The organism is Streptococcus sciuri (assembly GCF_024814375.1).
Taxonomy (GTDB): Bacteria; Bacillota; Bacilli; order Lactobacillales; family Streptococcaceae; genus Streptococcus; species Streptococcus sciuri.
On record NZ_JANUXX010000005.1, the window covers coordinates 117,596 to 139,711 of the forward strand.

Consider the following 22,116-nt stretch of genomic DNA (forward strand, 5'->3'; position numbering starts at 1 on the left):
GCTACCTCCTTTCTAAGCCTAAAAAGGTCAGTGGGTCAACTGGGCGATCTTTTGCTTCTTTTGCTGTCATGACCTCCATCAAGCGAAAATAATCCGCATTTTCATACTCCTCTAGCGTCCAGCCAAAGGTCATCAGCGCGTGCTTTTCTGCCAAGTCCATATCAGCAATGACATTTTCCAGCTCAAAAACACGTCTCCCCCAGTCTAGGCTTCCTTTGGGGCTTGTTCCTCTTCTAACTCTTTTTCTGTCAAGCCCATCATGCGCCCAGTGATTTTTTGAGCGATTTTTTGCGTTTCCTCATAGTCCATATTCTCCAGAATTTCCGCCTGTTTATCGTCCAGATCTAGGATAAAGCGTAAAAAAGCAATCGTCTCATTGATGAGTGCAATTCCAGCTTCTACCTGTGCTAGATAGTCCTCATCAGGCACATCAGAGAGCTTTGCGACACTCAGTTGAAACTCTTGCATACGTCGCATGTTGCGGTTTGTCGTTGCGATGATAAAAGGCTTTTTTGCCAACTCTTTTATCGCCACCGTTTTGATATCTGCCATGTTTTCTCCTTCTCACAAAAAATAAAAGAGCGCTCCTTGCGCCCTTTTACCTCATTTTAAAAAGTCTGACCATTACTGACCTTTACTGACTATTAGTGACTATCCTTGATTACTAGCAGTCGTTTCCGTATAGCCACCTAGCACCTCTTGCCACATCTTAGCCGCACTAAAGGCAGCATGAGCAGAGTAGTAGATCTTGTAGGCTTCACCGCCAAAAGCCTGTGTAGATAGCGCGGTATAGGTCAGACTGTCGTCGTTACGTGTTTGGGCGGTATCGGTATCTGTGCCGATATTTTGCGCCGTCTCTTGGAAGATACCAGCCCCAAAGCCAAAGTAAACCGAGTTTCTGCGGTCAAGGGTTTGCGTCTCGATGAGTACCGCCACTTGTGGTTGACTACCATACTTCACATAGCCACCATTGACTAAGCTCCGTCCTAGAATTTTTTGCTTGACCTTATAGTCAAGGTTATTAAAGTCAAAGGCGACTTGAGGGCTACCAGGACCCACATAGACATCTTGCACTTGGTTGTTTCCAGAGACTTTTGTCACACTCCCCTCTAGGTTTGTGATATTAGCTGTTTTTGTTCCTAACATCGTGTTGTCGACATTGACAATCCCTGTTTCAGAAAGCCCTTGAGCTCCTGTGATGATTTGTTGCGTCTTGGCATCCACTAAAGCCAAGGTCACCATTTTTAAACCGACTACTGCCATATTTCTTTTTTCTCCTTTTAGATGATTTTCTCACAAGCCACGTAAAAGACCGCTGTCACCTGTAAGGTGTCAGGATCTAACGTGTGCTCTCTTATATCTGTAATCGCCCAGTGCTTTTCCTTGAGGTAGCGATAGAGCCTAAGCTCAAAGCCCTCCATATCAAAGTCATCTGGGAGATCAAAGCGATAAAACAACTGAATTTCCACCTGGTTACGCAGACCAAAAAAGGTGTCATTGCCCACAAGGTCAAGACTGGTGTCAACCTCCGTGATAAGGACTAGGGTTTTATCTGTGTTTTCTTGCATTTCATGAGGGAGATTGACCGTATAGATAGCGTCAATTTCTGGAAAGTCTCCCTCTTCTATCAGGTTTTTCACTTCTATTGTCGCAAGCATAACTCACCTCTTTTTCTCTATTACGCGTTCATAGGCTTCTTTTTCAGCCTGTAAGACTCTAGCTTGCACCACTTGGCTATCTTGGACATTTGTCACAAAGTGGTCAGCCTTATATTTTTTTGTGCCATCATTTAGACGGCGAGCATTGGAGGCGTGGTAGGGGTTGTTCCAGCCTACCGTTGATACCCCAGTCATGCGCCCATCAATATTTTTAGCTTGTACAGCTAGGTTATCTGCCATGTGCCCATAGACGCTATTTTTATGACTTGAGTAGTGGCGCTTTTTTGTCTCTTTCTCCAGTTCAGACTTAAAGACATCAGCCCCCGCCTTCGTGATATTGGCTTGTTCTTTAGGGGTGAGGTCAGCTAGGTGCTTGACCTCCTCTAGCCACTCAGCTAGGGCGCTATCTATTCCAGCCATATCACCGCCCCACTTTCTTTTGCGCTCTAAGTGTGATGTAGTCATACTTTGAAAAGCCAAAGCCCTCATCAGAGCTGATGGTGACGATATCATAGGTCACGCCATCCATCATCACCTTATAGCTTTCCTTTAGCCCTTTCGTATGCCTACAGACGATAACGATTGTATCACTTAGCCCAGCTTGTGTAGCTTGATACTGCTGGTTTAGCGTACGCTTTTGAGGCTTGACATGTAAGCTAAAGGCTACCTCTAGCCTAGGCACGTTGACCCCTGCCGCATTGGGCTTTGAGGTCATGGTACAAAAGGCCGCTTTTTTATTAAAAGCAGATGGTAACAAACGCCTAACCATTCTCTACCTCCTCTAGGTAGCTCTCATACAAGCCCCTTAACTGCCCCACGATACTATGTAAAGTCAGGTCGATAGCATACGTCTGTGTATCACTAAGCGCGATACGGTATTGATAGTAACTACCAGCCAGAGCCTTAACTGCAACATCAAAGAGGGGTGCTACCTCTTTTTGAGAGTAAAAGGCTTCATCACTTCCGATAGCATTTTGGATAAAGGCGATAGCTGCCACGATATAGCTTTCAATGAGTTTATCGTCATCATTGCCATCTACTGCCATCATCGCCTTTAACTCCTCTACTGCGGCAGAGTTATCCATAGCCTACCTCCTAGCTTTGTTGAGTGCCTTGAACTTCTGTATAGGTCGTATTGATGTTACCTACTTGATTAGCGATTGTCTTAAATGACCCAGCTACAAAGGCATCTTTATCCGTTGCCACCACGTCAAAGCGGTCAATAACACGGATTTTTGTCAAGTCTTTCTCAAAAGCCCCAGCACCGATATTGGTTGTCAAAAGGGAGAGATGTTCACGGTCAAAGAGCGTTACCGCTTGTCTCAAGTCCCCAAAGTAAAGGGGATGATTGCCCTTATTATCTGGTAACCACTTATCAGCGATTTCAACCACTGCTTTCCCCTCGATGAGATAGCGCTCAGGTTGGGTCACATCACGCTGTAAGAGATAGTTCCCAAAAGCGTCTTTCACCTTCGCTAACTCAGCTATCCCAGATGTATTAGTCAAAAAGAAAGAAGTTGAGCGAATAGCTGGGTCAACTCCTTTTAGTGCTAAGTCCTTAATATCATCAAAACTTGTAATGGTTGATTTCGTTGGGACTGCGTCCAGTACCTCAATGATTTTTTGATTGCGTGTTACCACCACTTTTTTAGCAATCCATTCAGACAGCCAAGAAAGGATATTTTCCGCCGTATCCTTTAGAAGGGTATTAGTCGCCGTTGTGATACCAGCATAGCGCTTGATAGCGTACTTAACAAGCGTCAGTTTAGGGTCGTCATTGTCACCGATAGCGCCGTCTTCAGCGTCAAGGTTGGTGAGTGGTGTAATATCAGACCATTTTTCAAAGACACGAGAACCTGCCTGTGTTGTGACCGCCTCTTTATTGACATATTGTTCAAGGCTATCAAAACGACGCACGAGCTTGTTAATCGTTGTCCGGATGTCCTGCGGGATAGTCAATCCCACCGCATTACCAGACTCATCTGTTTCAGAGCCGACTTGTGCCAAAATCGTTGGGTCGCCTTTTACCATAGCGACAAAGTCCTTGACAAAAGCGTCCTTGACATCTTTTTCAGTAGCGGTAAGTTCTTTTACCTCATCATCTGACATATCTATCACTGCCTGCGCTTGTGCTTCAATCATCTGTTCATGTAGAGCGTCACGACGTGCCTTGGCATTGTCACGCTTGTTCTTTAGCTCCTTAAAAGCCTCAGCAGAAAAAGCGTCATCATTTAGCGCTGTATTGATTTCTTCGTTCAAATCTTCCACCTTGTGCCCTGCTGCAATCCAGAGTTCATTGAGTTCATTTACGGTTTTAGTCATGTGTTATCTCCTTTCCTTGCAAAATCGCAAGTTTTCGTTCTTTTAGGTTTGTTGTGCTTTTTTCTTTAGCAAGCCCATTTAAAAAAGTATTAAGTGCCGCCTTGCTCGGTAGACTGTGTAGGCTATTGGTGATGAGTGCTTGTTTTTCATCGACAAACATTATCTCATCACAAAAGCCCATATCAATAGCCTTTTGGGCGCTCATCCACGTTTCATTTTGCATAAGTTGCAAGATATCGGCTTCATCTCGCCCTGTTTTGAGTTTATAAGCGTTGACAATGGCACTATCCACACTATCTAGTGTCTTAGCATTGTGGCGCATATCATCCGCATTCCCAAAAAGGCTACTGCTTGCCTTATGGATCATCATTTGCGCTGTTGGGCTCATCTTGATGACATCACCAGCCATGGCAATCACACTGGCAGCGCTGGCAGCTAGACCTTGCACGCGCACGGTTATTTTTTTACCGCTTGCCTTTAACATCGTGTAGATTTCGCTGGCTGCAAAGACATCACCACCATTTGATGCAATATCTAATACCAGCTCATCGTCTTCATCCTTATCAATCGCTTCTTTCACCTTTTTCGGATAGACACTATCTATCCCCCAGTAGTCAAAAAAAGTGCCATAGAGATTGTCCACGACGTCGCCTTTTATATCAATTGTCCCCATTTTCCTCACCTCCTTTCATGGTGTCTTTAGGACTATTTACCTGTAAAATAGTTCCGTCCGCTTCTGGTAAGTCCTCAGGCAAAAAGCCCGCTCGCTTCAAGAGAAAGACCCCTTGATTGTGGGCAAGCGTACCACGAGACACCAGGTTAGCGATTGTCTGCGCGTAGCCATCCCCCACTGGGTCAATCGCTGGATAGATATTGGCATCAATTGCCGTCCCCAACTTAAAGGAAAGCTCACTCACCAGCGGTTGCATATAGCGGTTGATAGCATGCGCATAGAGCCCTTTTATCTGGTCAAGCGAGGACTGCTGATCCCCTTGCCCTCCCAGATAGCTATCAGGGATACCATAGACCTTGGCAAACTGCGTTGTTGTCCAGTTAGCTTGATTGAGCAACTGCGAGATGTTGGACTTGATTTCAAGCGGTGAAAACTCCTCTAGGTCATCAAGTACCAAGGGGCCTCCCGTCATCTGACGCTGTACCGCCCTTGAGCGTGCCAGCTTTTCTTTCATGGACAGCAAGCCCCCGTTCTTGATTTTCAAGACACCGTTAGCGTTTAGGGAGTTTTTCAGAGCGTCCAGAGTTAGACGGTGAGACGCTTTTTGAATCTCACGTTCATTGACAAGAGCCATGAGAGGACTAACCCCACTTCTGCCCCCATCGATAGACAGCAATTTAAAATGCAATATATCGTTTTGTGGGACATGACTTTTAGGCGCTATTTTCGGATCTAAAAAACTGATAGAGTAATACAGCCCCTCTTCATACTCATAGGGGTACTGCGTTACCTGTGAGGGCTTTAAAAACTCCCACTTCACATCAGACCCATTTGCATTACGCCATCGGTAAACAAAGGCTTCACCGCCTAAAAGCAACTGTGCAAAAATCGACTGATAAAAACTGTGCCTACTCACACTATTACTAGGGTTATTGACAATCCCTTGTAAACGCGCTTTTTCCACCGTTAGAGTGACATTTGCCAAGTCGTTTGACAATTGATTGACAATAGCAAATAAATCCGAGTTTTTCAGCGCTTCATAAGCCGATACCCAGTCTCCAGCAGAAAATAACTGCTCAAGGTCAAAGGAACTTAGCCCATACGCTTCCTCCTCACCCTGTGGCGGCTCTTTATTGGCGCTATTTGTAAAACGAAAAAATGGCATAGCTCTCCTTTCTAGATCTCACGACCAAAAAAATAATATTTCCCCCTTGACAACAAAAAGGAAATAGCGTAAAATAATATCTAATCTTCATGGGTTTTAAACTCCTTGATGCGGATTTAAAATACCAAAAAAAGCATAAGCGTTTCCTCTCTTATGCTTTTTTCTTTTTTTACTTGTTTTTTTGAATGCGATATGTTATACTAACAGTAGCTTCTTTGATGTCCTAGTCTTTATTATACTACAATTCCCATCTTAATGATAAATTGTTGTATAGGCTACGATTGAGCCAGTGACCGCTTTGGTCACTGGCTATTTTTTATCAGAAAAAGAAGTTCCAGATGACAGACAGCCAGATGAGTACCACAATCACCCAGCCGACATTTAACCAAAATCTTTTGTTAGGCTTCATTTTTACGTCGAGATATGCTATAATCAAGCTACACTAAAGTGTGGGGATTTTCACCCCATCACTCTAGTTTTTAGAGAACCACTCTAGCAATTGAAGGATATAACCTATAACTGCTAGAATGATTTGAACCTTGAGCTCTACACTCAATGGTTCTTTTTTCTTGCCCTTACAGCGCTTGTAGCGTCGACTAAGCATATCTCTTTCCCCCTTTCCTTACTTTATACTTCTATTATACTGCCTATACTATAGATTGTCAAGTCTTTTTTGATTTTTTTATCACAAACAAAAAAGCCTAAGTTTTTCTTACGCTTTTTCTCTTTCCTTAGCATATTCGGTTAGCTTGATAGCATGCGCCAAACTCATCTTCTCAAGTGGGGTTTTACCAGTCACCCACCTGCTTATTGTCGTCGCTTTAATTCCTGTCGCCTTTGCGATTTGATAAGCCGTCACCGTATCTAGTAATTCTCTGATTTTATCCAAATCCGCAACCGCCATATTTTCCCCTCCTTTGACCTATCGTCACCAAAACAGATTATAAAGAACAATCCCCCAGATAATCATTAAAATAACACCAGAGGCAATTTCCCATTTTGTTTTATCTTTCATTTGTCACCTTTTTTTTATTTTTGACTAGCTTTTTTAAAAATGATGTGTTATAATTATTTTATATTCCCATACGACCTGAACCTTGAGCTCTACACTCAATGGTTCTTTTCGTCTATCCTAAAAGCCAAATCTTAAGCCACCAGAGGACTAAAAGCCCAATACCGATACCAATATAAAAACCATCTTTCTTGTTTTTCATTGCGTCTAGAAAAGAGTTATGCTACAATCGAAAGTAACAGCTAGGGGCATGTGCCCCTCACTGCCTACACTTCTTACTTAAAAGAAGTGTTTTATCAACTCAACAAATGCAGTTACTACTGTTGAGATGATTAGAGCTTTAGGACCGTCTAGCCACGGTTCTTTTTTTGCTTTCTTCTTTCGACTAAGCATATCTCTTTCCCCCTTTCTTACTTTATATCTCTATTATACTACATTTTAATGCACTAGTCAACTGTTTTAAACCATTATTTTAATAACTTTTAAGTTATCAACTTATAGATGGTATGTTAACCTTTTGCCTTTTTTTGAAAAAAACGTCAATAGTAAAACACGACTAAATAACTTGACAAATCTTGTAAAAATATAGTACATTGAAATCAATTAGAATAGATAGAATTAAGGGGATAAGAATGTACGAAGATATTCTATTTTATAAGCGAAATGTGTTGAAAATGTTAGCTTCTGGGCTTTCTCACCTATCTTTGCCAGTCGCTTTTACAAATAAAGATATTCCTAGGGTTCCCTCTGATAGGTTATCAGATGGAAAAAAGCTAAAACGTGATTATGCGAAATCTGTAAAAGAACTTAATGAGGAGGCTTTGAAGTTTGCCTATAAAGAAAAATAATACTGTAAAAGAGTTGGCAAAAGCCAAAGACCTAGTTGATAAAGTTGAAAAACTACCCCAAGAGGAAAGGCAGATTGTTCTTGAAAAGTTGGAAATTTATCAAGGTGATATGCCACATCCTGATATTTTAAAGGGATATAATCAGCTATATCCTAAGGCTGCTGAGATGATTATACAAAATGGGATAAGAGAGTCTGAGCATAGGCGCAAAATGGAGGAAAGATACCTAGCAGGCAACCTCCGCTCACATCAGTTAGGACAATTTTTAGGTTTTATTATCGCTCTTGTTATAGTAGCTGGTGGAGTATTTTTGATATATAAAAACCATCCCATAACAGGCACTTTATTGAGTGGTACAACTGCTGTAGGGGTTGTTGGGTTGTTTACAGGGAACAAAGAAGACAAAAATGACACAAAAAATCTAGGAGAAACATCATGAAAGAAATTACCGAAACGAAATACCCACTGATGACTAAAAAAGAGGAGCTTTCTTGTACCATCGAAGAGACAAAAAACAATCAAAATATGAGTGAGTGTTTTTCAGACGTTGCTTCCCTTATGGAGAGCCTAAAGGATTAGTAACCAATAACCACTAAAAAGGAGGTCATCTGACCCCTTTTTTAGCGTATTCCGTCAACTTCAGAGCGTTATTATAGGACATGTTGCCGACATCTGTACGCCCTTTAGCGTAGTTTGCCAAGGTCTGCTCAGAAATCCCAGTCGCCTTTGCGATTTGATAGCGTGAATGGCTGGTCAAAAATGCCAGTAATTCCTCTTTTTCCAATACTTCAATCATGCTCTTTTAACGCCTCTTTTATTTTTTCTAACTCCCTATCCAGATACCTTTTGTGAATGTGCCTACCGATAAACAGCACTAACCACAAGATGGCTAAACCATAAACTAGCATTGCTTTTTAAGGCAGATGATGATACACTTGATAAGAGCTTGGGGCGAAAACCCCCTTACTCTTATTTTCGATGAGAAAGCTTCATGACTTCTAGCTTGTGCTGTAACACTTGCTTATGACGAAGTCTTGCTTCTCTTGCCAAGCCTACAACCATGATGACAATAGCTAAATCATGTTCTTGTAGGCTTTTTAGTATCTCTACCATCTGCCCTACCTCCTTTCTTACTTTATACATCTATTATACTATTTTTTATGATAGTAGTCAAGAGGACTTACAGACTTTTTTTAATAAAAAACCTCAGTCATCACTGAGATTTTAGCTATTCTCTAAAAGGGCTTTGCGCTTTTCCTTGATAAGCCCCTCTAACTCTTCCAAGTCAGCAAGCGTTGCATTATTTCGGATAAACCCACGCGCCGTTGAGCGTTTTGTCATATAGTTCCGATGTTCCCTATTTTTTTCATTCCATTTTTTCGTGGCTCTTTTTTGAGCGTCAGCAACCGCCATAATATTCCCCCCTTAAAAAAATAACCACCAAATCAACAAAGCAAATACCGCACCCACCGCTAGGTTAGGCAATAAACCCGCCCTATAGGACACTTCCACTTTTGTACTGCCATCTTTTGAGACGTGCTTGATGGTCTTTTGCTCACCAATTAAGACTTTTTTCCAGTCCATGTTTTCCCTCTTTTCCTTGCAGAGTTAGGACAAACGTGCTAAACTATCCTTATCCCCTCTTACCAAGGGGAGGAGGCTTTCACCTCCTAGCCAATCAAGCTTACCACTTGATTAACTTTTTGATTTTTAGCCTGAACTTGAAGATTTGAATTTCAAACTCAAATTCTTCATGTTTGGGCTTTTCTTGATGTTTAGCCATCTGAGCTAACCCCTTTCTATTTTGTTAAGGTCTTTATCAACCTTACATCTCTATTATACTGCCTATACTATAGATTGTCAAGCCCTTTTTTGATTTTTTTGAACTTTTTTACTTTTTGAGTAGCCCCAAATGGGTTACCATTTGGGGCTTTTCGCTTTTGCGCCTTATTTATCCTTGCTATTTGTCAGCAAATAGAGTAAAATAAGAACAAGGATTATTTGTTCCATTTTGAGCCTCCTTTTTTGCCCAGTAAACACCACGCCTTGCGTGGTATACTGGATGAGCAAAAAGGGAGGAGAAAAATGGTTTGTCACTAGTTTAGTGGCGCAAAAGCGCAAGATGAAAATTTTCTTGCGCTTTTTTGTTGTCTTTTTAAACCTTTTATTATCGCCAAAACGTTTTAAACTAAAACCCTGCGCGTGACTAGTCCCCCTTTTGCCCTGCTATCAGCTCAGACACTAAGCCGACTAAGACAAAGGTCACGCTAAGCGTGATACCAAAAGCAATCCGCCCCACATAATACATGGTTACGTTGAAAGTGATGGCAGCCATCAAAAACATCACAATATCAAAGTTTGCCCACAGTCCTCTTAAAAATTGTTTTAGTAGCATGTTTGTCCTCCTTTAGCTTGACTTTCTGGCTTTTTTTGATACGCCTATCATACCTCACCAGCCACCTCAATTTTCAGCTCTATACGCGGTTTGGGGCTATAGAGTTTACGTGCTGTTACGCAACTGACAAGCCCATCATCTAGCCAAACCACACCGCTTTTAGTGATACTATCAAAAACGGACTTCACCAGATTGTCTATATCGACCTTCTTATCGTGCCATATGCGCTCCTCAGTAAAGCGGTAGTACTGTTCCCAAGTCTTTTTAAGCGCTCTTTTTGCTGGCTTTTTACACAGATAGAGCGGTGCTTCCATGTAAAAGGTCACATCGACCTTAACCGCACTCTCGTAAAACTCCCCCTTGTAGTTCTTCTTAAACCACCTTGTCACCGCATTACGCCAATCCCTCATGGGTTTACTCTCATAAGCCTTTGCATAACCGCCACGGCAACTATACCTTGCTCTCTCCTGCGGTTTTGGTTTAAAGGGGACAATGATTATCATCTCAGGTACTCCTTCTGGTAAATCTCTGATGAAAGGACTAGGCTTTCTCTAAAAGCCACGGCTTCTTCTTTCGTTTCAAAAGAATAGCGTGTTGGTACGTCATCGCTATGGGCGTACCGCCGTTTTCTTAGCTCAACTATCCATACCATACACTCACCTCACTAAAAGGGTAAATCAGCGTCATCGATAGCCACTGGGTTACCTGCTAGCCCAGTTTTTTCAGCTTCTGCTTGCTGGTTACGACTTTCTAGCAACTGGAAGCTATCTGCGATGACTTCTGTCACGTATACACGCTGACCTTCTTTATTGTCATAATGGCGTGTCTGGATGCGACCGACCACCCCAATCATCGCCCCCTTTTTAGCAAAGTTAGCGAGATTTTCAGCTTGCTTACGCCATATCACAATCTTGATAAAGTCCGCCTCACGTTCACCATTTTGATTTTTATAAGGGCGATTAACCGCCAAGGTAAAGCTAGCTACCGCCTGTTCACCAACATAGCGCAATTCTGCATCACTTGTCATACGACCTACTAAAACTACGTTATTAATCATGTTCAACCTCTTTCATTTTCTGAATAACTTCAAAGGCAATGCCTTCTTTTTCTAACAACGCTCTAAAGGATAGCGCCTGTTTTTGTGTCAGGGTGAATTTTAACACCACATCATAGACTGGCTCGTCTGCCTCCTCTAGGATTTCACCTGTTTCACTATCATAAGCCTTGATTGTCTCTTTTGCTTGTCTTTTAGCTGTCTCTTCCAGCTTTTTTTGACGCTCAAGCTCCGCTTGTTTTTTGGCGGCGATTTCCTTTTCAAGGCGTAAAATATGCTCACGCTCATGTTCTATCATCTCAAAGATTTCTGGCAAGCTCTTGCCGTTCTTATGATGTTCCAGATAGCTATAAGCCGATAAAGCGTACTTCTGGCAAGTCTGTTTGATAAGCTCCCTCTCCTCAAGGCGCTTTTCTTCCTTTCCCAGCTCTGCCAAGACAAGAGCGTCTAGTTGCTCTGTCGTCTTTTTCGTCAAGACAAAACTATCTTTTTTAAAGTCACTCACCTTGATAAAGTTATCGGCGTACTCACTTATCAACTTTTCAGCGTCCAGCTGGACTTTCGTCTCAACTAGCACCGTCTCAACCGCCCTCTCTAGGTAGTGACTAACCGTGCTTTTTCGCAATTTCTTTTGTTCATCATCGTAAGCGTCAATCTGCTTTTTCAAGCCACTAGCCACCGCTTGTAGTTTCTCATAAGGCGGTGCATACAAGCCTATAAAGGTCTCATAAGGGCTATTGACCTGCTTTTTGACCTCTTTACGCTCCGTCTCAAGGCGTGCTATCAGCTTATTTAGCTCAGTTCTTGCTTGCTTAACCTCGCTGATGTTTGTCTCCTCAAGGTCAACACTGCTATAGAGCGCAACCGCCCTCTCCACATTCTTTACAAAACTATCATAGTCCTTAAAAGCAACCGTGGCAGGGGTACACTCAATGCTGACCGCCTCCAAATCCTTAACTACCGTCATCATCTACCCCCTAAAACGCTAACTCCGTCTGTTGTGCTTGTCTATTGTTGTGCCACTGGGTCATATCGGCAATTGCCTTTTCTGCTGGTAGCCCCTGCCAAGCCTTGATTAGCTCTTCATTTGCACCTAAACCGCCGACCTTTTCTAACAGTTTTTCCTTGATGATTTCTTGCTTATCCTTTTTTGGTGCTTCTTTTGCTTGCTTACTTGCCACACGTTTCGGGGCTTTTGTCGTCTGACCTCTATCCATAGCACTCTCACCGTCGTCATCAGGGTCAGCCACAATCCCAAATACCGCTGAGACTTGATAGCGTTTTGCATAGGTCACTGCACCACCGTAGCCCTGTACGTCCGCTTTAGCTGGCTTTAGCTCAAAAGGGCCATAGCTCCGATACTCCCCACTCTCATGGTGAATAGTCGTCGTCACCGATACCGTCCCACGCTCAACATTTGTACAAGCGTCTTGACTGTAGGACAAGCCTGTCCCCTCAAAAGCCTTTCGCAAACTTTTGTCAATATCAGACAAGGTTGCATATTTATTCCCTAAAAAAGGGTTCTTCCCAGTCATCTCTGGCTGCAGTAATTGCTGGTGAAATTTATACATCGCTTTATCTAACTCGACCGTTGATTCTGACTGCCTTCTTGCTAAAGCCTGTTGCAACTTTAGCACCTTCGTCTCAAGTTCTGCGTTACGTGCTAGCAAATCACTAAGCACCGTCAAGTTATTTTCCGTCATGTTTTTTCTCCCTCTTCGTTTGTCTCAAAAAATACGAAACGTCGTATTTTGCAAATTAAGCCCCTTTTTAACGCGTTTAGATAAAATCAATAGAATTATACCCAAAATGGTTTTTCGTCGATTTTAGGGGCGTTCTCGTCTTCCTATGCCCCTCTATGTACAAGTTCATCTTCAGGCAATCCATGCGCACGATTATAGGCAGCCACACTCACTTCATAGCTCTCCCATTTCTTTTTGGCAAGCGCTTCTTGCATTTGTCTCTCAAACTCCAGCTTGCGCCACTGTGCTTCCGTCATCTTTTTAGGTCTCTTAAATAGCTTTTTCAATAGTTTCATTTGTCTTCCTCCTCATTTTGGGTACAAAAAATACCCTTATCAAACTTGACTTAAAAGGGTACACATGCTAATATATTTGTGTACTTCTTTTAAGTATGTGCGATAGTGTATAGCTCAAATTTTGGCGAAGGCGGGTTATACACTATTTTTTGAGTTCTTGGTATACCTTTTCCAATCCTAACATCAAAATATCCGTCTGCGTTTTACCAGTTGTTTTGACACAAAAATCAAGTTTTTCAACTTCATCATCTGTCATTCTCAAACGTTTACTATGATTTTTAGGATTAGAGGTGGGGCGACCAAGTTTTTTAGGTGTGGTCATATTTCCCTCCTTTTGTATCCACGTAAATATAATAACATTAAGTGGCTACATAAGTCAACCCCTAAACGAATTTTTTTCAAATATTTTCTGCGTACCCTATTTAGTTGTCAAAGAACCCGAGTACACAAAAAGCGTACTCAACTGTTCACAAAATAGAGTACGCATGCTATAATATTTACGTATCCATTTTTTGTGATACCGCCCTTTTGTATTTGGGGGCGCTGGGAGTTCCTAACGTGGTATAGTTTGGCGACCGTACACGTTAGGAACTTTTTTTATTTATAAGACTTAAAAGAGTTTACCGCTTCAACGATTAAATCCGCTTTAGAAATTCCGTGCCTATCTGCTGTTTTTTGTATCATTTTATACTCATCAGCAGTCAAACGTATCTCTAAACGTCTATCTCGCTTAGCTTTCCCCTTTATAGGTCTGCCCTTTTTAGGGCTCATAGGAGTTCCTCCTTTCATATAAGCCCGTACTTATATGATACAATAAGCACGTACATAAGTCAACCCTTTTTTAAAAAAACATGCTTATTTTATTATCATGGACACCTTACCAGTAGTCCTCATCAGAGATAGCCCCTGACTCTTCTGACATCAGCCACTCTCTGACCGCCTCTTGACTCATATGCTCCACCATATAGCCCCTATCATTTGGCAAGCCATAGTCTTCAAAGTGAAACATTGCCTGATAAAGGGCGTTGATGATAGCGTCCACCACGTCGATTTTATAACTGGCGGTGGTTTTACTCACCTGTATCCCCACCTTATCCTCCACAATGACCGCGTTCAAGAGCGCTTTTTTCATGATGGGGTCATCCAGCCTTGTCACATTCCCCTCGATAAAGAGCGTCTGCAAAAACTTCGTCGGGTCTTTTAGCTCGCTTGTCCGCTGCCTGATAGGTTGCAAAGGATAGCTGGTATTCATCTCTAAAGCCTTGATAACCCTTGTCATTCCCATAGCGTCGTAGCCAAAAAAGATAACATCCAACTGATTATCTGCGATATAGTTCACCAGCCACTCATAGACTTGGTCATCATTGATAAGCCCCTGCGGATGGCTTGTAATCGTACAGTAGCCCTCACGCGCCAGCTCACGGTAGTTCATCCCGTCCTTTTTTTCCTTAGCTTCCAGACTACCCGCCTGCTGCCACGGGATAAAAGAATGTTGCTCAATATGCCACTTCATCGCCCCCTTATCATCTGCGTACGGATAGATAAAAGCAAGCGCCGTATTATCACTAAAGAGCGAATAGTCCACCCCCACATACACCTGACGATTGCGAATATCAAACTCCGAGATAACCGCCTTCTCAATATCATCTAACTTTAAAAAAGAATGACTATCCGCATTTAGCCACATGTTCATGTTTTTCACCTGAAAATCAGAGAGCTTACCCATCATCATCTTCTTATCACGCTCAGACACCAGACTTTTCATCAAGTTATCACGATGACTATCTAGATACAGTAGCGGATTACTCTTATACCAGGTCTCGGGTTTAAAAGTCTCCTCAAGACTATCTTGACACCAGATAAGACACAACTGATCATCACCAGCACGGTCAAAATCACGCTCCATCACCTCGATTAGCTTTTGTTGCTCCCTGTGAAAAGGCACATCTGGCACCGTGTAAGAAGTTGAAATCTCAATAAACCGTGACCCTTCTGTATTCACCTGCCCAGAAGTAATCTTAGAAATCCCATCATCAACCCTTAACTCCCCAACCTCATCAGCTACCGCCAACTTAAAGTGCTTACTATCAAACTTCCCTGACTCAAAAGAAATCGTCTGAATAGCGTTATTGGTTGCCAAAGCCTTAATCTCACGCGAATACAACTGCACCCCCATCTCTTTAGCCAAACTCTTAAACGGTTCACGCTCAATAATCCGCCCCATCATGGACTTAATATAGCCAAAAAGCTTCATCGTCTGCTCAAAATTAAGCGAACTCACCAGAAAATCTTGGTTGCTTTGCCCCAGCGCCTCAATCAAAAAACAATAACATTCCAAAATACCCGCTATCATCGTCTTACCCTGCGCCCTTGCAATCGACAAGACAATATTTGAAAAACGAGGCAAACCCTTATCATCTAGCCAACCTATCATCTGACTAAAGATAAACAACTGCCAGTCCATCAAATGTAACGGTTCATCTAAGTTATCGATATTTGGGATAATGCTTGTAAACTTCAAAAACTTATTAAAAGCACCGATAGAGTAAACAAAAGGGAAGTCAGCCTCCCCCTGCCTAGATAAGTCCCTCAGATGACGAAAACAAGCCAACTGGATAGCATAACCCGCCATAACCTCCCCATCAAGCACCCGAAAAGCGTACCTTGTCCCAGGGTCTTGATAGTGCTTTTTAATCTCCGAAAAATCAAGGCTATTATAAGCACCGATAACATCATGACTCTTTCTTAAATCAATCATTTATCCCCTCCAAAGAATGCTTTAAGCGCATCGCCTGCTCGCTTATCCTCCTTAGCGTCATCCACAATAGAAAGCAAGTCTTGACGCCCTTTTGGAGTCAATCCCAGCTGAATAGCCACTTTATTTAGAGTATCCACAGCGTCTTTCATCGTAGCAACTGCTGGGTTCTTCTTAAAACCTAAAAACTGCTCTCCTAAAATCTCTCCGCTGCCTTGTGCTTGTATCGGTTTTTTTAAGGGCTGTTGTATCCCATTTGCTTTCACATCTTGATAAGCTAGCTTGTAAACTTCGTAAGTCGTGCAATACAACTCCACCAACATACTATCTACACGCTTGACTTTTTGTGTGTCTTCTAAAAACGGAACGATTTTCACCCAGACTGCCCTTGCTTCTTTTCCTAGGTAGTTTGGAGGGTCGCTTGGTAACTTCCCTTTATTTTGCTTAAAGTACGGATTTTTAACCACTGCTTGCCCTCCTTTTCTGCTGTGTTGATGACACCCCTTAAAAATCTGAAAAAATCGTCTGCGATGTAAGAAAACACTTTGTGGCGGCTCTTCTTTAGGCAATCATAGGCGGGGGGTATCTTTTTTATTTTGTATGATACGGGCGATGGTTGCAATGCTTCGTATCTGGGGTGCGTTTGTTGCTTGATTGGCGCTACCTGTACCATAATAGCCTTGTTCCCATTGCGTTTTTAGCTGGTGGCAAGTCCTGCAAGTCACAGCTAGATTTGTACTGTCAGCTTTTAGTTGATGGTTGACTTCAATCGGGATAATATGGTCTACTGTTTTACTGTTTGGGGTTAGCTTGCCTTGTGCTAAGCAATACTGACAAAGATAGTGTTGTTTATCCAGTACGGACTGTCTTAGGTGTACCCATTGCCTTGTGCGGTAAAACTGATACTGTGCTTTCTTTTCGGTCTTGCGGTTGCGTTGGTATTTGTTGTATCTTTTGCGACTGTAGCGCTCACGTTGTTCTTTATACTTTTCTTCGTACTGCATATGACGGCTGCAGTAGTGTAGTGGAAGCTCTACCAGCGCGTGGCAATTGTCATACTGACATCTTCTGACACGTGGCATTATTTTGCCCCTTTGAAGAGTTTAAGAAAACCTGCGACAATAAACATCACACAGATAAGAGCTAGAAAGCCTAAGACTAGTAGCCCAAGGACTGCAACAATACATTGCCAGATAAGGGAAATGATGACAAACATAGTGACCTCACAAAAAAAGAACTGCACTCATCACAGCTCTTTGTTTCATTTTTTGATAATACCATAATAACACGTTGCAATGTGTTGTTTCGTGTTAATTGGTGTTCATTTGTGTTAATTTGTACCGCCCTGTAAAAGCTCGTCTAATCTTTTGATACCACCCTTTTTCAGTCGATAATAGCGATTGCGTCCTATGCGTAAACGGTCTCTAATCTCGTACTCGCTATATCTGTTGATAAAAGCCATTCTCAAAACCAAGCCTTCTTCATGCGGTAGTTGTTTGAGTAGTCTGGTCAGCTCGCGTTTTCTTTCTAAGGCTTCTGCCAGTTCTTCATCAATATCAAGTATGCTCATATAGGTGTCATCAACTTTGTGCTTGATACCGCCTGTGACTTTCATCGTGCTTAGTTTTGGGCTGGTCAAAAGCGATGCCAAAAGTTGCGTGCGCTCTTCTTCAAGGCTTTGAATGTAGGGTACAAGCATTTTGAGTTCGTTTAAAATAGTGTAAGCTTTACTCATGATGCTCCTTTTATGTTAATAAGATTAGCTTTTACGTTAACATGACCGTGAGACATCATGGCTTTTTTCTCCTTTAAACCGTTTTTTATTTTTCCGATTTTTCGAGTAAGTCAACCGCTCTAACCACGGTATCAGCTTTTGATAGGCCAAGTTTTTGTGATAACTGTGTAATTTTGTCAAACTCAGCTTCTGTTAATCTGATAGCCATATGTTTATTGCGTTTGGTATCCCCTTTAATCGGTCTTCCCATTTTTGTTGTCATTGCTATCTCGTAACATACCAAATAGCAATTCCCAAGACGATAGCCCAAGCAATGCCAGAGGTAATCTTCTCTTTACGATTGGTTTTTTCAACCGTTATTTCGGCATGTTTGAACTTCTTATGGTAAAGTACTTTGTTAGCCATTGCATTTTACCCTTACTTTTGCTACAATCAACTAAACAGATAGGGGAGCTTTCGCTCCACTATCTCTAGAATTTGATGGTTAGCGAACCCATAATGAAGTAGATTTTGAGGGTTACTTCTTTTGGTTTCGGTAGCCATTTTCTTCTGCGTTTAGCCATTGTGGTAAGTCCTTTCTACTAGATTTGTTAGGTTATCTCAACCTTACCTGTTTATTATAATATTTGTGTTGCGTTTTGTCAATGTTTTTTTAAAAATATTTCTATTTTTTCATTGCCAACTTTTTTCTCCAACTCAGTCTTTACAGCCAGCTTATCATATACCTTGCAGATGACGTCGAACGTGCAAGATATAAGCATGATGACAAACAACATCGCTAAAAACTTTTCACTCACAAAACGCCCCTCTATTTTCTAGTATTTCTCCAAATAAGGATAAGGGTAAGCACTGTCACTACTGCCACTGCAATAAAATCTTTCATGTTGCTACTCACCAAACCTCCTAGCCAAATCAAGTAAACCATCTCAATTCCTCCATAATCGCCCTATAAGCGTTCTTTTTTTCTTTCCTAACCATTTTATCGACCTTTCTTTTATTTTTGTATACGCTAAGTCCCTTTCACAAAACTTAGCGCCTCCGCCAGACGTTTTTTCGCATGTATTGTTGTGTTGTATAGAATCTATTTTATTTAAGGAGTTTTCACGAATGGTCAAAAGACAAACGCCTGACGGTATAGCTAGTAGTCGAATCGAACGACTATGACACCAGTCTAGCTACTGTACTATGACGATAGCAACCTAAAGGATATACTTTCTAAGTCACTTTTTACGTGGATTCTGACACGTTATCAGTTGTTAAAGCGAAAACCTTAATAGGAGGCCTTTCTAAAAAATTTTTCTAGCCCATACGGGCTATGCTCGCTCGGCTGTCGAAAACCGATAAACTGCCACCAGACGAGCACCATTAGCAAAGATAAAGGTTCTAGGTTGCTTTTAACGAGAATCCCAGCTCGTATGTGACTTAGGGGCTTGACTTGCTACTGGCATCATAAAAACCCCTATTCTTACTGAATAGGAGCGCGTGGTTATTAATGTGTTAGATGCTAACACGTTTTTTATTTCTCTAAACGATAGACGAGGTCAATCCCCTCACGGATGATATCCGCCTTGGTCTTTCCTGTCTTCTGACTAAGGTCATCAAGCTTGTTCTTATGCGTTTCAGATAGACGTATGCGCATCTGATAGTCTTTCGGGTCATTGGTCGGTCGTCCCATTTTTTTAGCCATGTTATCAGTGTAAAAAGCTGATGACAAGGGCGATGATACTTGTTATTAAGGCGATACTAGCAATAACTATAGAACGTTTGTCTTTTTCCATTGTCAATCTGCTAGGAGCTATGATACAATAGACACGAAACCATTAAGGAGCGTAAAGCTCCTTGGCTTCGTTTAGTTGTTAGAAGAGTTCTCGTATAAGTGTGATAATGTTAAGTATGATTGCGATAATATTTAACTTATCCGATACCGAGAGCTTTTCTGTTTGTTTCCTATGTTTCATAGCTCCGTTTTTCCTTTCTACTAGTTTCCTTGTCTAAGGTTACCTCCCTCAACCTTACAAGATTATTATAGCATAAGTGTATCCAAAATTCAATCATTTTGGATACATTTTTTTAAAACTTTCTCCACGCACTCTATGCAATTGTCAAAGGTCGTTTTTGGGTGATGCCAAGCCTCTACCGGCTCTTATCTCCCTTCTTCTCCCTCAAGGCTTTTTGCATTTCTTTTACTTTCAGCTCAAGCCTTATCTCCAGTAGTCTTGTTCTTGTCTGCTCTGGGGTCAATCGCTCATACTTTTTACGGTGAAAAACCTTAAGTTCTTCTAAGTTACACGAAAATAAATTTTCTGGTGTAAAGTTCTTCTTATCCCCATCTAGGTGAATGAAGGCTCTCATTGGATACGCAGTGGCAACTCACCACCGCCCTCACCAAAATACTCTTGCTGAAGCTCCACCGCTTTTAGCTTAATCTCTGCGTTCTGGATAATCGTTTTAGAAACGTTACTAATCGCTTGCGCCCTTTTGGTTTCCTTCTCCAGCTTTTCCTCACTCATCTCCTCATCGTTCAAACGCTCCAGCGCCTCAAACAAGTGATTGTCTAAATCTTGCAATGTATTTCTAACCATCATACGCTCCTTTCATTTCCGCATAGTCCTTGATGTAGGACGACAACTCCTCAGCCTCTATCTGAAAGTCTGTCATGATATAGCTCCCAGCTGTCACATGCATAGCGGTTTGTTGCTCTGGAATAAAAGCCATCGGCAAAAAGATAACGATGGGGTCATCTAGCTCACTGCCCTTCTCACGTTCAAGAAAAGCAACGATAACATCTTGCGTCCCTTCCACCCTAAAGTGCCAGTGGGGCTTTTTCCCACCTGCTTTATTAATAAGCAACGAAGAGTATTTCACATCAATCGTCAAGTTTTTATAAACATAGTCATACTGCGGATTGTTTTTTCTGAAGTTTCTGTTAGCGTCAATTGCTTCTGGCACTAGCTTTTGAAATAGCTCTTCTGCCTTGCCGCCTAGGCGCTGCGGTTTACTCCCAAAGTTCACCTTGTCTTGTAAGCGCAACACCCCAGCCTGTGTCAACAGCATATGAAGCCTAAAAGGCGGTAGCTTACAAGTCCTCTGCACCTTGTGAAAGTCCAGCGTTTCCGTGTATAGATTTATGATTTCCTCTTTTGTCATTTCTCTTGTCCTTTCTCTACAACAGCCCCAAGTCTAACATCTGCGCACGCTTTAAATAATGCTCACGCACCAGCTTTTTCTCATGACTTGAGCTTTTCTTATCCTTATCCTTTTCTCTTCTTTCCTTTCTCAGAAAAACACGTCCCATCTCCCCGTTTTTCATCAGCTTATAGAGGTCATGTTGCTCTATCTGAAAGTGGGCAAAGGCTTCTGTGGTAGTCCCCTCAAAAACATCTCCACGATAGCTAAAACGGTAAATCTTGACGTTAAAAACGGTATGTTCATTGGGGATTTTCTCCACCACCTCACGCTCTAGCTCCCCCTTTCGCTGCATGATAAGAAGCGTACCAGTGCTAAAGCCAAAATGCTCAGAAGCTTCCGGTATCGTCCCTACAAACACTTTTCCTGTCTCTTTTACCTTGTAACGATAAATGTTCACGACATCACCTCTTCTATTCTCAAAAAATACCCAGTTGCTTTTTTCTTCCCTGTGGATAACTTTCAGAAAGTCTTTATATTTTTTTATTTATTCTCAAGTATTATTTGTTGTTTGTTAGTACTTGTTTAATATTAGTATTTGTTAGCATGCGATTTTACAAAGTTGAAAAATTCAATCTTGTAAAATCGCATGTTGTAAAACACTTATCAACAGGGTTATCAACAGGATCTGTGGATAAGTCTGTTGATAACTCTTGTTCCAAACGTTCCTTGATGGATTCAAAATAAGCATCCGTAATTGGGACATCTTGCGCAAATCGGTAGCGCCTAACTCCCTTACCACGCCCCAGACTTTTGGTGATGGTTCGAATGTAGCCATGCTTTTCCAGCTCTTTAAAAGCCGTCCGATGACTCGCCAAACCGTCCTTTGATCGCTTGGCGATATCCTCTGGGTAGATCTTCCAGTCCTCCTTGTTGCTCAGGATGACAGCCAAGACCCCCTTGGCAGAACTTGACAAGTTCTCATCCTCTAAAAAATGATTATTCATAGCGGTGTAATTGTCATACGCATTGGTGAAAATATGTTGCATCTTTAAGCCTCCTATCTCGTCTCATACGCTACGCATTGTTTCCTAGCTGGTCCTATTTGCTTTGCCAGTTGTTAACCAGTAATGGCTGTACAGTCGTTCATTCCTCCATACCTCCTTTTTCGACCTTGTCCAGAAGCCGTTATTTCACATTGCCTTGACAAAAGTTTTTTTCGAACAGCTTTTTTGTGCTATAATGGCAGTGGATAGTTTTGGTGTGCCACTGATTTTTCAGTGGCTTTTTTTGCTTTACTGGAGCAAAAAGGGTTGATTATAAAACTCAGTATAA

At 41.9% G+C, this 22,116-nt stretch carries 40 protein-coding genes; 3 read left to right on the top strand and 37 right to left on the bottom strand.

From position 1 onward, the window contains the following. Window position 1 precedes the first annotated feature (1 nt). The 12 genes from NXS10_RS05315 to NXS10_RS05370 all read right to left on the bottom strand — a co-directional run bounded on the left by NXS10_RS05315 (window position 2) and on the right by NXS10_RS05370 (window position 6,722). The gene (locus tag NXS10_RS05315; RefSeq protein WP_259138482.1) at window positions 2–154 is read right to left on the bottom strand and encodes a hypothetical protein; all 153 of its coding nucleotides are present in this window, start codon (window positions 152–154) and stop codon (window positions 2–4) included. Between the two features lie 50 nt (window positions 155–204). Beyond that, entirely contained in the window at window positions 205–552 is a 348-nt protein-coding gene (locus NXS10_RS05320) for a phage tail tube assembly chaperone (RefSeq protein ID WP_259138484.1), read from the bottom strand. Between the two features lie 99 nt (window positions 553–651). After that, window positions 652–1,263, bottom strand: coding sequence for a phage tail protein (locus NXS10_RS05325; protein ID WP_259138486.1), 612 nt, complete (start codon window positions 1,261–1,263; stop codon window positions 652–654). A 17-nt stretch (window positions 1,264–1,280) separates the two neighbouring features. Beyond that, window positions 1,281–1,658: a DUF806 family protein gene (locus NXS10_RS05330; RefSeq protein WP_259138487.1), complete on the bottom strand. Its 378-nt coding sequence runs from the start codon at window positions 1,656–1,658 to the stop codon at window positions 1,281–1,283. A 3-nt stretch (window positions 1,659–1,661) separates the two neighbouring features. Next, window positions 1,662–2,123 (bottom strand): HK97 gp10 family phage protein, encoded by a 462-nt coding sequence (locus NXS10_RS05335; protein ID WP_306345015.1) that lies wholly within the window; start codon window positions 2,121–2,123, stop codon window positions 1,662–1,664. Then, window positions 2,080–2,427 (bottom strand): phage head closure protein, encoded by a 348-nt coding sequence (locus NXS10_RS05340; RefSeq protein ID WP_259138489.1) that lies wholly within the window; start codon window positions 2,425–2,427, stop codon window positions 2,080–2,082. Before NXS10_RS05340 ends, NXS10_RS05335 begins: the two co-directional genes overlap by 44 nt. Then, window positions 2,420–2,743, bottom strand: a complete 324-nt coding sequence (locus NXS10_RS05345) for a head-tail connector protein (RefSeq protein WP_259138492.1) — start codon at window positions 2,741–2,743, stop codon at window positions 2,420–2,422. Before NXS10_RS05345 ends, NXS10_RS05340 begins: the two co-directional genes overlap by 8 nt. A gap of 10 nt (window positions 2,744–2,753) precedes the next feature. Beyond that, on the bottom strand, window positions 2,754–3,980 hold the full coding sequence (locus NXS10_RS05350; RefSeq protein WP_259138494.1) for a phage major capsid protein: 1,227 nt from the start codon (window positions 3,978–3,980) through the stop codon (window positions 2,754–2,756). After that, on the bottom strand, window positions 3,973–4,653 hold the full coding sequence (locus NXS10_RS05355; RefSeq protein WP_259138497.1) for a head maturation protease, ClpP-related: 681 nt from the start codon (window positions 4,651–4,653) through the stop codon (window positions 3,973–3,975). The genes NXS10_RS05350 and NXS10_RS05355 overlap by 8 nt, the downstream gene beginning before the upstream one ends. Then, complete coding sequence (locus NXS10_RS05360) at window positions 4,640–5,818, bottom strand: phage portal protein (protein ID WP_259138499.1); 1,179 nt, start codon at window positions 5,816–5,818, stop codon at window positions 4,640–4,642. Before NXS10_RS05360 ends, NXS10_RS05355 begins: the two co-directional genes overlap by 14 nt. 472 nt (window positions 5,819–6,290) lie before the next feature. Beyond that, window positions 6,291–6,422: a hypothetical protein gene (locus tag NXS10_RS05365; RefSeq protein WP_259138502.1), complete on the bottom strand. Its 132-nt coding sequence runs from the start codon at window positions 6,420–6,422 to the stop codon at window positions 6,291–6,293. A gap of 108 nt (window positions 6,423–6,530) precedes the next feature. Next, window positions 6,531–6,722 carry a helix-turn-helix domain-containing protein gene (locus tag NXS10_RS05370; RefSeq protein WP_259138504.1) on the bottom strand — a complete coding sequence of 64 codons (192 nt, stop codon included), beginning with the start codon at window positions 6,720–6,722 and terminating at the stop codon, window positions 6,531–6,533. 740 nt (window positions 6,723–7,462) lie between these two features. Here NXS10_RS05370 and NXS10_RS05375 point away from each other — a divergent pair. Genes NXS10_RS05375 through NXS10_RS05385 form a run of 3 tightly spaced genes read left to right on the top strand, consistent with a single transcriptional unit; the run spans window position 7,463 to window position 8,257 of the window. Further along, window positions 7,463–7,678, top strand: a complete 216-nt coding sequence (locus tag NXS10_RS05375) for a hypothetical protein (RefSeq protein ID WP_259138506.1) — start codon at window positions 7,463–7,465, stop codon at window positions 7,676–7,678. Beyond that, on the top strand, window positions 7,659–8,117 hold the full coding sequence (locus NXS10_RS05380) for a DUF2335 domain-containing protein (RefSeq protein WP_259138508.1): 459 nt from the start codon (window positions 7,659–7,661) through the stop codon (window positions 8,115–8,117). Before NXS10_RS05375 ends, NXS10_RS05380 begins: the two co-directional genes overlap by 20 nt. Beyond that, window positions 8,114–8,257: a hypothetical protein gene (locus NXS10_RS05385; RefSeq protein ID WP_259138510.1), complete on the top strand. Its 144-nt coding sequence runs from the start codon at window positions 8,114–8,116 to the stop codon at window positions 8,255–8,257. The genes NXS10_RS05380 and NXS10_RS05385 overlap by 4 nt, the downstream gene beginning before the upstream one ends. Window positions 8,258–8,282: 25 nt before the next feature. On the opposite strand, the gene NXS10_RS05390 is transcribed toward NXS10_RS05385, so the two are convergent. The 25 genes from NXS10_RS05390 to NXS10_RS05510 form a co-directional block, all read right to left on the bottom strand. Beyond that, a complete protein-coding gene (locus NXS10_RS05390; RefSeq protein WP_259138512.1) occupies window positions 8,283–8,474 on the bottom strand; it encodes an XRE family transcriptional regulator in 192 nt (63 codons plus the stop codon). 173 nt (window positions 8,475–8,647) lie between these two features. Continuing rightward, window positions 8,648–8,791, bottom strand: coding sequence for a hypothetical protein (locus tag NXS10_RS05395; protein WP_259138514.1), 144 nt, complete (start codon window positions 8,789–8,791; stop codon window positions 8,648–8,650). A gap of 111 nt (window positions 8,792–8,902) precedes the next feature. Beyond that, complete coding sequence (locus NXS10_RS05400) at window positions 8,903–9,091, bottom strand: hypothetical protein (RefSeq protein ID WP_259138516.1); 189 nt, start codon at window positions 9,089–9,091, stop codon at window positions 8,903–8,905. A gap of 12 nt (window positions 9,092–9,103) precedes the next feature. Then, window positions 9,104–9,262 (bottom strand): hypothetical protein, encoded by a 159-nt coding sequence (locus NXS10_RS05405; protein WP_259138518.1) that lies wholly within the window; start codon window positions 9,260–9,262, stop codon window positions 9,104–9,106. 622 nt (window positions 9,263–9,884) lie between these two features. Further along, window positions 9,885–10,073, bottom strand: a complete 189-nt coding sequence (locus NXS10_RS05410; RefSeq protein ID WP_259138520.1) for a DUF1056 family protein — start codon at window positions 10,071–10,073, stop codon at window positions 9,885–9,887. 47 nt (window positions 10,074–10,120) lie between these two features. Continuing rightward, on the bottom strand, window positions 10,121–10,576 hold the full coding sequence (locus tag NXS10_RS05415; protein ID WP_259138522.1) for a RusA family crossover junction endodeoxyribonuclease: 456 nt from the start codon (window positions 10,574–10,576) through the stop codon (window positions 10,121–10,123). Between the two features lie 161 nt (window positions 10,577–10,737). After that, window positions 10,738–11,130, bottom strand: a complete 393-nt coding sequence (gene ssb, locus NXS10_RS05420; protein ID WP_259138524.1) for a single-stranded DNA-binding protein — start codon at window positions 11,128–11,130, stop codon at window positions 10,738–10,740. Next, on the bottom strand, window positions 11,123–12,094 hold the full coding sequence (locus tag NXS10_RS05425; protein WP_259138526.1) for a DUF1351 domain-containing protein: 972 nt from the start codon (window positions 12,092–12,094) through the stop codon (window positions 11,123–11,125). Before NXS10_RS05425 ends, ssb begins: the two co-directional genes overlap by 8 nt. Before the next feature lie 10 nt (window positions 12,095–12,104). Continuing rightward, window positions 12,105–12,830 carry an ERF family protein gene (locus NXS10_RS05430; protein WP_259138528.1) on the bottom strand — a complete coding sequence of 242 codons (726 nt, stop codon included), beginning with the start codon at window positions 12,828–12,830 and terminating at the stop codon, window positions 12,105–12,107. A gap of 143 nt (window positions 12,831–12,973) precedes the next feature. After that, on the bottom strand, window positions 12,974–13,165 hold the full coding sequence (locus NXS10_RS05435; protein ID WP_259138530.1) for a hypothetical protein: 192 nt from the start codon (window positions 13,163–13,165) through the stop codon (window positions 12,974–12,976). A gap of 142 nt (window positions 13,166–13,307) precedes the next feature. After that, entirely contained in the window at window positions 13,308–13,487 is a 180-nt protein-coding gene (locus NXS10_RS05440) for a hypothetical protein (protein WP_259138532.1), read from the bottom strand. 275 nt (window positions 13,488–13,762) lie between these two features. Further along, the gene (locus tag NXS10_RS05445; protein WP_259138534.1) at window positions 13,763–13,936 is read right to left on the bottom strand and encodes a plasmid mobilization protein; all 174 of its coding nucleotides are present in this window, start codon (window positions 13,934–13,936) and stop codon (window positions 13,763–13,765) included. Window positions 13,937–14,042: 106 nt separating this feature from the next. After that, complete coding sequence (locus NXS10_RS05450) at window positions 14,043–15,923, bottom strand: terminase large subunit (protein ID WP_259138536.1); 1,881 nt, start codon at window positions 15,921–15,923, stop codon at window positions 14,043–14,045. Then, complete coding sequence (locus NXS10_RS05455) at window positions 15,920–16,387, bottom strand: phage terminase small subunit P27 family (RefSeq protein ID WP_259138539.1); 468 nt, start codon at window positions 16,385–16,387, stop codon at window positions 15,920–15,922. Before NXS10_RS05455 ends, NXS10_RS05450 begins: the two co-directional genes overlap by 4 nt. Window positions 16,388–16,489: 102 nt before the next feature. Next, complete coding sequence (locus NXS10_RS05460) at window positions 16,490–17,002, bottom strand: HNH endonuclease (RefSeq protein WP_259138541.1); 513 nt, start codon at window positions 17,000–17,002, stop codon at window positions 16,490–16,492. Further along, complete coding sequence (locus NXS10_RS05465; RefSeq protein ID WP_259138543.1) at window positions 17,002–17,136, bottom strand: hypothetical protein; 135 nt, start codon at window positions 17,134–17,136, stop codon at window positions 17,002–17,004. The genes NXS10_RS05460 and NXS10_RS05465 overlap by 1 nt, the downstream gene beginning before the upstream one ends. A gap of 114 nt (window positions 17,137–17,250) precedes the next feature. After that, entirely contained in the window at window positions 17,251–17,655 is a 405-nt protein-coding gene (locus tag NXS10_RS05470; RefSeq protein WP_259138545.1) for a DUF1492 domain-containing protein, read from the bottom strand. Window positions 17,656–17,740: 85 nt separating this feature from the next. After that, on the bottom strand, window positions 17,741–17,905 hold the full coding sequence (locus NXS10_RS05475; protein WP_259138547.1) for a CopG family transcriptional regulator: 165 nt from the start codon (window positions 17,903–17,905) through the stop codon (window positions 17,741–17,743). A 14-nt stretch (window positions 17,906–17,919) separates the two neighbouring features. Further along, window positions 17,920–18,060 (bottom strand): hypothetical protein, encoded by a 141-nt coding sequence (locus NXS10_RS05480; protein ID WP_259138549.1) that lies wholly within the window; start codon window positions 18,058–18,060, stop codon window positions 17,920–17,922. 1,111 nt (window positions 18,061–19,171) lie between these two features. Then, window positions 19,172–19,342: a ribbon-helix-helix domain-containing protein gene (locus NXS10_RS05485; RefSeq protein ID WP_259138552.1), complete on the bottom strand. Its 171-nt coding sequence runs from the start codon at window positions 19,340–19,342 to the stop codon at window positions 19,172–19,174. A 446-nt stretch (window positions 19,343–19,788) separates the two neighbouring features. After that, entirely contained in the window at window positions 19,789–20,007 is a 219-nt protein-coding gene (locus NXS10_RS05490; protein ID WP_259138554.1) for a hypothetical protein, read from the bottom strand. Further along, a complete protein-coding gene (locus NXS10_RS05495) occupies window positions 20,004–20,237 on the bottom strand; it encodes a hypothetical protein (RefSeq protein ID WP_259138556.1) in 234 nt (77 codons plus the stop codon). Before NXS10_RS05495 ends, NXS10_RS05490 begins: the two co-directional genes overlap by 4 nt. Then, window positions 20,230–20,802, bottom strand: a complete 573-nt coding sequence (locus NXS10_RS05500) for a hypothetical protein (RefSeq protein ID WP_259138558.1) — start codon at window positions 20,800–20,802, stop codon at window positions 20,230–20,232. The genes NXS10_RS05495 and NXS10_RS05500 overlap by 8 nt, the downstream gene beginning before the upstream one ends. 16 nt (window positions 20,803–20,818) lie before the next feature. Then, window positions 20,819–21,241, bottom strand: coding sequence for a hypothetical protein (locus NXS10_RS05505; protein WP_259138560.1), 423 nt, complete (start codon window positions 21,239–21,241; stop codon window positions 20,819–20,821). Between the two features lie 154 nt (window positions 21,242–21,395). Further along, window positions 21,396–21,830 carry a helix-turn-helix domain-containing protein gene (locus NXS10_RS05510; protein ID WP_259138563.1) on the bottom strand — a complete coding sequence of 145 codons (435 nt, stop codon included), beginning with the start codon at window positions 21,828–21,830 and terminating at the stop codon, window positions 21,396–21,398. Window positions 21,831–22,116: the final 286 nt, after the last annotated feature.